The sequence below is a fragment of the Allobosea sp. genome (assembly GCF_030694325.1).
In the GTDB taxonomy this organism is placed as follows: domain Bacteria; phylum Pseudomonadota; class Alphaproteobacteria; order Rhizobiales; family Beijerinckiaceae; genus Allobosea.
In genome coordinates this window covers 20715-27782 of sequence record NZ_JAUXYO010000229.1, presented here as the reverse complement: position 1 = coordinate 27782, position 7068 = coordinate 20715, and the positions used below count along the sequence as shown (strand labels likewise).

Sequence of the window (7068 nt, the reverse complement as noted above, 5' to 3'; positions counted from 1 at the left end):
CGCCTTGCCCCATTGGCAGAGGATGAGCCCGGTGCCGCCAGCCGCGGCATGGACGAGGATCGTATCGCCCGGTTTCACCTTATAGGTCCGGTGCAGCAGATACTCCGCCGTCATGCCCTTCAGCATCATGCTGGCGGCGGCCTCGAAGGAGACAGCCTCCGGCAGCGCGACGGTGGAGTTCACCGCGACGATGCGCTCCTCGGCATAGGAGCCGAGCGTCGCGACATAAGCCACCCGGTCGCCCGGTTTGAATTCGGTGACGTTGGGTCCGACCTCCAGGACCTCGCCGGCGGCCTCGTTGCCCGGCACGAAAGGCAGATGCGGCGCGGGATAGAGCCCGGTGCGGAAATAGGTGTCGATGAAGTTGAGGCCGATCGCCCGGTTGCGCACCCGCAGTTCGCCCGGCCCCGGCGCCGGCAGCGTGATGTCCTCGAGCTGCAGCACCTCCGGCCCGCCGGTCTTGTGGATGCGGATCGCCTTGACCATGTCGTCATCTCCCTGAACTTTCGCACAGGACCATAAGGCCTTGGCGCGGCTGCGCAACGGGGCCGGGGTGCGGCCGGCGCATCACGTCCCTGCGATCCTGCGACGCCCCGCCCCGTGGCCAATCCCACCCAGCTGGCGTAACCAGAACGCCATGACGACACCGCGCAGGGACCAGGTCGACATCGCCATCGTCGGGGCCGGCGCCGTCGGGCTCGCGGCCGCGCTCGCGCTGGCCGAGGGCGGGCGCCGCATCGCCCTGCTCGGCCCCATCCCGACCCATCGCGACGGCCGCACCGTCGCCCTGCTCGACGGCTCCTGGCGGCTGCTCGGCGATCTCGGCCTGCATGACGCACTGGCCGACAAGGCCACGCCGCTGGCGGTCATGCGCCTCGTCGACGACACCGGCAGCCTGTTCCGCCAGCCCCCGGTCGAGTTCCGCGCCTCCGAGGTCGGGCTGCCCGCCTTCGGCTGGAATGTCGAGAATGCCGAGCTGGTCGCGGCGCTGGCCACCCGGCTCGCCACCACCGCCGGAATCCGCCACGAGCCGGGCCTCGTCTCCGGGATTACGCCCGACAAGGACGGCGTCCTGCTGCAGGGCGAAGGGTTTTCGCTACGGGCCAGGCTCGTCGTCGGCGCCGATGGGCGCCGCTCGCGGGTGCGCGAGGCGGCCGGTATCGCCGCTCGCGACTGGGATTATCCGCAGAGCGCGCTCACCGCGATTGTCGCCCATGCCCGCGACCATCGCGACGTCTCGACGGAGTTCCACACCCGCAAGGGCCCCTTCACCCTCGTCCCCCTGCCCGGCCGCCGCTCTTCGCTGGTCTGGCTGCTCGATCCCGCCGAGGCCGACGAGGTCGCGGCACTCGACGACGCCGCCTTCGCCCGCCGTGTCGAGCGGCAGGCGCATTCCCTGCTGGGCGCGATGCGGCTCGACGGGCCGCGCGGCCGTGTGCCGATGGGCGGGCTCGCGGTCGAGCGTTTCGGCGCCGGCCGCATGGTGCTCGTCGGCGAAGCCGCCCATGTCTTCCCGCCGATCGGCGCGCAGGGCCTCAATCTCGGCCTGCGCGACGTGATGGCGCTGCGCGACGCGGTCGACGAGACCCCCGATCCCGGCGCGCCGGCAGCGGTTGCGGCCTATGACCGGGCGCGGCAGACCGATGTGCGCCTGCGCACCGGGGCGGTCGACACGCTCAACCGCACGCTCCTGACCGATCTGATGCCGGCCGATCTGCTGCGCGGCGCCGGCCTTCTGGCGCTGTCCCGCATCGGCCCCCTGCGGCGGCTCGTGATGCGGCAGGGGCTCGCCGGCGGGATGGCCTGAGCCACGGCGTCATTCCGGGACGTCGCGCAAGCGACGGGCCCGGAACCCATGAACACAGGGATAGCCCCGGAGGCGCGCGGGTCCCGTGCCGACTGCTTCGCCCGCGTGTTCATGGGTTCCGGGCTCGGGCCTGCGGCCCTCCCCGGAATGACGGCTGTGGTTCCCCGCTCTTATCCCAGCAGCCGCTCCGTATCCGCGCCGCTGGCCGCGACCTCCCGCAGGCCCTCTGCCTGCTCGCGGAACACCGGCGCCAACGGCAGCGGCGTCGAGACCAGCCGGCGCCCGCCCGGCTCCTGGGCCTGCGTGTCGCACAGCCCGCGCGCCGTCGCATGCGGATCGGCCACCGCTTCCTCGAGCGTCCGCACCACCGTGCAGCAGCAGTCGCGCGGCTCCAGCGTCTCGCGCCAGTGCGCGGCCGGACGGTCGGCGATGATCGCCGCGATGGCGGCACGCGTGGCCTCGGGATCGGGGCCATCATCGCGCAACGCAGCCGCGAGCCCGATCGCCTCGCAGAAGACGTCCCAGAACTTCGGCTCCAGCGCGCCCACCGCCAGGAACCAGCCATCCTGCGTCGGATAGAGGCCGTAGCGCGGGCTTCCCCCCGTCAGCAGCCCCTCCCCGCCCTCGGGATAGCGGCCATTCGCCTGGCCCTGCGCCAGCCCATACCAGGCGAAGGCCGGCATGGCGTCCGCCATGGCGATGTCGAGATGGCAGCCCTGTCCATTTCGCTCGCGCTGGCGCAGCGCCAGCAGGATGTTGAGCACGGCCGGCATCGTGCCGCCGGCGATGTCGGCGACCAGCGGCGGCGGCAGTGGCGGCGGGTCGCCGGCGCGCAACGACTGGCCGAGCAGCCCGCCGATTGCCTGGTAGTTGATGTCGTGCCCGGCCTCCTGCGCGCGCGGTCCGGACTGGCCAAAGCCGCTGATCGAGCAATAGATCAGCCGCGGGTTGATCGCCGACAGCGCCGCAGGGCCGAAGCCGAGCCGCTCCATCACGCCGGGCCGGAACTGCTCGATCAGGATGTCCGCCTGCGCGATCAGCGGCGTCAACCGCGCCAGGGCGTCCGGCGCTTTCAGGTCGATCTCGACGCACGCCTTACCGCGGTTGAGCACGGCGTAAGGCGCCGAGGTCTCGCCGAAGCGCGGCGGGAAGCGGCGCATCTCCTCCCCGCCCGGCCGCTCGATGCGGATGACCCGCGCCCCCGCCTCGGCCAGGAACAGGCTCGCCATCGGCCCCGGCAGCAGGGTGGAGAAATCGAGGACCGTCAGGTCGTCCAGCGGCAGCATCGGCGTCCTGCTCAATCTCGAGGCTCGGTAGAAACGTCTCGCTGTGCCAAGCCCTCATCCTGAGGAGCCATTCCGAAGGGAATGGCGTCTCGAAGGATGGTCGAGGAGGCTCTCGAACCATCTGGAGCATCCTTCGAGACGCAAGCCTGTCGGCTTGCTCCTCAGGATGAGGGCTGTTGATCGCCGAGCCGTCTCCCCAAGGCGATCAGGGGAAGAGGTCGGCCGCCATCCTGCCCGTCTTCACCAGCCACAGGAAGCCCGTCAGCGACACCATCGAGACGACGGTGCCGATCAGGATGCAGGCCGAGGCGCGGTCGATGCCGACGCGGTACTGCGTCGAGATCATGAAGATGTTCAAAGCCGGCGGCAGCGCCGCCATGATCACGCCGGTGAAGATCCAGATGTCCGGGAAATTGCCGATCGCCGAGAGCAGCACCCAGATCAGCAGCGGGTGCAGCACGAGCTTGATCACGACCAGCACCGGCACCTCGGGCGGCAGCGTCTTCATCGGCCGCAGCGCCACGGTGACGCCGAGCAGGAAAAGCGCGCAGGGCGCCGCCGCCTGCGCCAGCCACAGCGTCATCTTGTCGAGCACCGAGGGCAATTCGAAATGGGTCGCGCTGGCGAGGATGCCGAGCAGCGTCGCGACGTTGAAGGGATGGCTTGCCACCTGCCAGGCGACGCGCCGGGCGGTTTCGAGCGGGCTCCTCTTCTCGACGCCGGCCAGCGCCATCAGGAAGGGGATGATCGAGAACAGCAGCAGGCTGTCGAAGACGAAGATCAGCACCAGCGGCGCGCTCGCAGCCGGGCCCAGCGCCGCCAGCAGCAAGGGCGGGCCCATATAGCCGATATTGGAATAGGAGCCGGCGACGCCCTGCATCACCGCCTGCGGCAGGTCGCCCCGCGTCGCCCGCAGACCGACCGCCAGCGACAGCATGAAGACGAGGAGGGTCGAGAGCGTCGTCGCCAGGATGAAGCGGCCATTGGCGAGTTCGGTCACCGGCTTGTCGGCGATCAGCCGGTAGAACAGCGGCGGCAGCGCGACATAGATCAAGAAGAACTGCAGCCAGACCAGCCCCGCCTCCGGCAGGCGCTTCCACCGGCCGATGACGAAGCCGAGCAGGATCAGCCCGAAGAAGGGCGCGACGAGATTGGCGATGGTGGCGAGATCGGCCATGCGGTCGACAGTCCCAGCGGAGGCGCCGACCGCGAGAGGGATCGACCTGCCCGGCGCTGTTTAGCCGGTGCCGGCCCGCACGCAAGCGGCAACGGCGCCGGGGCGGGCGGCGCGAGATGCAGACAGGATCGGAAGGACGTTTATATACTTGACAAAGCAGACATGACGAATCAGGTTGAGAACCGACAGGCCGGCACTGAAAAAAGTAAACTCACTCAAGAGGATGCCCTCGTGCGTGAGATTTCACAGATGCTTGCGGACTGGGAGCTTTCGGGGGAGCTTCACGCCGATTTTGCGCGCCGCCTTCTCAGCTTTCTTCGGGGTCGAAGCGCCGAGGTCGCTGGTTAGCCAGTCCCACAATTCGACGTGAAGGCGTCCACACTCGTCGGCGAGCTCTTCGATTTCAGCAAGGTCATAGTCCCGCTGTTCTAAGCCGCCATCTGACAGGCTGACACGCAGGTAGCTTACGAAGGTCGTTTTCGCTTCCCAGGATTCATTCCACAGGACGGCGTGAACCGCCCAATGGCGGTGTTCTACAATCGCTTCAAACCGGGCCAGCAGCGCCTTGCCGCGTGAATGCTGTTCTGGAGAGAGGCGGCATTTTGCGAGCCCTGCTTTGAAGGCCTCGATCCTCCGCTTGGTTGAGCGCGGGATCTGATAGAGCGGATCATTGAGGGCGGCTGCAAACAGACGTAAACAAGAGTCGATTGCGTCCTCCGCGTCGGCCCACCTCACCACGAACCGGCCAACATGAAAGTAGATGTAGTCCAGCTTCACGGGCTTTTTGGGAAAGTAATAGGCCATGGATGATCCCAAAACCGACGAGAAGCGCCGAGACGAGGTGCTCAAGCGGATGCTGGCAACGCCGCCGAAGCCGCATGACGGCAAGTCCAAGGTCGTCAAGGAGGCTCCGGCGAAGCCTGAGCGACTGGCGCCGAAGAAATAACCCACGAGGCGTAGCATGGCACTTGTGGAATCGTTTTGTACAAGTACGCTCCTTCTTCGGGGGGCGCATTGGCAAAATTGGACCCATCGGCAATTCTATCCGGCTCTTTCGACCGGATTAAGCTCGGCACTGGTGTCGTGGGCAAGCTCACCACAGCCGTAGTGGCCCTTTTTGGGGTTCTCGGCGTAATTGCTTACGGCTTGCAGGGGAAAGAAGGAGCACTTCTGACCCTTGGATTTGCGGCCATCGCGGTGTTCATAGCTTTCTGTGGGGGTGTCGCTCTTTACGCGATCCAATTTCCTCATTTGGCCGCATTGGAAGGCGCTGATCTTATTAAATGGCGCCAGATGGATATGGCCGCCAGTGACCCCAAAATTGTAATAGACAATCAGCCAAACGTATTGCCACCCCTGAAAACGGGGCGCGACCATGCCTAAAATGTATAATGTAAATGTTCGGTGGGTAAAAACACCATTGAATAATACGGCAATGGACACAGCTCTTACGCAGGCTGGTGATTGGATCAGGTTCACCGGCTACAACTGGCTTATCTGGACCAATTTTAGCGCGTCAGATATAACAAAATTGGCGCGTAGCGTGTTAAAACATCCCGAGGACAGCGTTTTGGTAATCGCAGTTGACCCCCGTGATTACTCAGGCTGGGCCGCGCCTTGGGTTTGGCAGTGGATAGATAGCAAGACCAATCCAGCCATTGGACTGAACCCACTGCAGAACAAACTACTTCCTTAATTTGGTTGAGCATTTACGCAGCAATCGCTTCGCCTTTTGTCTAAGCGAGAGCGGCGCTACCAACCCGCCGATAGGTGAGGCGCTTGCCCTCGATGCCCTTCAAGGCATTGTCGCGGCGCATGACGTCCGAGACGCCGAGTTTCGTGCGGTTGTTGTAGCGGAAGTCGAACTCCGCGAGGTAGCGGAACAGGTGCTTCTCAGCGCAGTGCTGATAGATGCCCTTCATGCCGCGCTTGAAGACAGAGAAGAAGCCTTCGATCGTGTTGGTGTGGACGATGCCGCGCACATACTCGCCAGCGGTGTGCCTGACGGTTTCGTGACCGTCGAACTCCGCGCCGGTCTTCGTGTAGAGCTTGCTTTCGTCGGTGTGCAGAACCGAGGTGCGGTGAACGTTGGTGACGACGATCTCGCGGATCGTGGTCGCATCGGCGCTTTTGACATGGAAGGAACGAACCGAGCCGCCGCGCTCGACCAGCGCGACGACTGCACGCTTGCCGCCGATGCGGGTCTTGCCGCGCTTGGTGCGCTGGGCAACGACTTCCTTGTCCCCGAAGTAGGTTTCGTCGGCCTCAACGATATGGCCGTCACCACCCATCGGGGGCGGGTTGTCGTCGCGCATGGCTTCGCGGATGCGATGGCACATGAACCACGCCGTCTTGTAGGTCACGTTCAACATGCGGTGGATCTGATGGGTGCTGATGCCCTTCTTGCTGGAGGTCATCAAGTGGACGGCCAGCAGCCACTTGTTGAGCGGGATCTTGGAGCGCTCGAAGACGGTTCCAACCGTCACGGTGAACTGACCACGGCATTCGGCGCACTGATAGACGCCAGGGCGATGGGCCTTGCCTTTGAGGCTGTGGATCTTCTCAGGGTCCGCATTGCCGCACTGAGCGCAGACAACGCCGTTCGGCCAACGCTGAGCTTCAAGATGCTCGCGGGCCTTGTCGGCGTCGGTGAAAATCGGGCTGTCGAGTGCGGCGGCCATGGCTGTCTCCTGCGATTAGGAAGATAGCCTCATGGAATGCTTTGTCAAGTATATAAATATAATCGGAAGCCTAGGAATAAATGGACGGATTATCGTCCTAGGCATTCTGTCTCCCAT

8 protein-coding genes are annotated in these 7068 nt (G+C 65.2%); 3 read left to right on the top strand and 5 right to left on the bottom strand.

What is annotated here, in order from left to right; translation table 11 throughout:
- Positions 1 to 486 (bottom strand): alcohol dehydrogenase catalytic domain-containing protein (locus Q8M82_RS15175; protein WP_305692168.1); only part of this gene is annotated, 486 nt, incomplete at its 3' end.
- A 151-nt stretch (positions 487 to 637) separates the two neighbouring features.
- Between Q8M82_RS15175 and Q8M82_RS15170 the strand changes: the two genes are divergently transcribed.
- A complete protein-coding gene (locus tag Q8M82_RS15170; protein ID WP_305692167.1) occupies positions 638 to 1807 on the top strand; it encodes a UbiH/UbiF family hydroxylase in 1170 nt (389 codons plus the stop codon).
- A 170-nt stretch (positions 1808 to 1977) separates the two neighbouring features.
- On the opposite strand, the gene Q8M82_RS15165 is transcribed toward Q8M82_RS15170, so the two are convergent.
- The 3 genes from Q8M82_RS15165 to Q8M82_RS15155 all read right to left on the bottom strand — a co-directional run bounded on the left by Q8M82_RS15165 (position 1978) and on the right by Q8M82_RS15155 (position 5074).
- On the bottom strand, positions 1978 to 3108 hold the full coding sequence (locus tag Q8M82_RS15165; protein WP_305692166.1) for a CaiB/BaiF CoA transferase family protein: 1131 nt from the start codon (positions 3106 to 3108) through the stop codon (positions 1978 to 1980).
- A 190-nt stretch (positions 3109 to 3298) separates the two neighbouring features.
- Positions 3299 to 4270 carry an AEC family transporter gene (locus Q8M82_RS15160; protein ID WP_305692165.1) on the bottom strand — a complete coding sequence of 324 codons (972 nt, stop codon included), beginning with the start codon at positions 4268 to 4270 and terminating at the stop codon, positions 3299 to 3301.
- 243 nt (positions 4271 to 4513) lie between these two features.
- Positions 4514 to 5074, bottom strand: coding sequence for a hypothetical protein (locus Q8M82_RS15155; protein WP_305692164.1), 561 nt, complete (start codon positions 5072 to 5074; stop codon positions 4514 to 4516).
- Here Q8M82_RS15155 and Q8M82_RS15150 point away from each other — a divergent pair.
- A complete protein-coding gene (locus Q8M82_RS15150) occupies positions 5073 to 5216 on the top strand; it encodes a hypothetical protein (protein WP_305692163.1) in 144 nt (47 codons plus the stop codon). The genes Q8M82_RS15155 and Q8M82_RS15150 overlap by 2 nt on opposite strands.
- Before the next feature lie 35 nt (positions 5217 to 5251).
- Entirely contained in the window at positions 5252 to 5653 is a 402-nt protein-coding gene (locus tag Q8M82_RS15145; protein ID WP_305692162.1) for a hypothetical protein, read from the top strand.
- 353 nt (positions 5654 to 6006) lie between these two features.
- On the opposite strand, the gene Q8M82_RS15140 is transcribed toward Q8M82_RS15145, so the two are convergent.
- The gene (locus Q8M82_RS15140) at positions 6007 to 6951 is read right to left on the bottom strand and encodes an IS1595 family transposase (RefSeq protein ID WP_305692161.1); all 945 of its coding nucleotides are present in this window, start codon (positions 6949 to 6951) and stop codon (positions 6007 to 6009) included.
- Between the last annotated feature and the right edge of the window lie 117 nt (positions 6952 to 7068).

Bases quoted from the DNA above. Each gene is read 5' to 3' on its own strand.
- Q8M82_RS15140 (WP_305692161.1), bottom strand. From the start codon at position 6,951: ATGGCCGCCGCACTCGACAGCCCGATTTTCACCGACGCCGACAAGGCC.
- Q8M82_RS15170 (WP_305692167.1), top strand. From the start codon at position 638: ATGACGACACCGCGCAGGGACCAGGTCGACATCGCCATCGTCGGGGCC.
- Q8M82_RS15155 (WP_305692164.1), bottom strand. From the start codon at position 5,074: ATGGCCTATTACTTTCCCAAAAAGCCCGTGAAGCTGGACTACATCTAC.
- Q8M82_RS15160 (WP_305692165.1), bottom strand. From the start codon at position 4,270: ATGGCCGATCTCGCCACCATCGCCAATCTCGTCGCGCCCTTCTTCGGG.
- Q8M82_RS15150 (WP_305692163.1), top strand. From the start codon at position 5,073: ATGGATGATCCCAAAACCGACGAGAAGCGCCGAGACGAGGTGCTCAAG.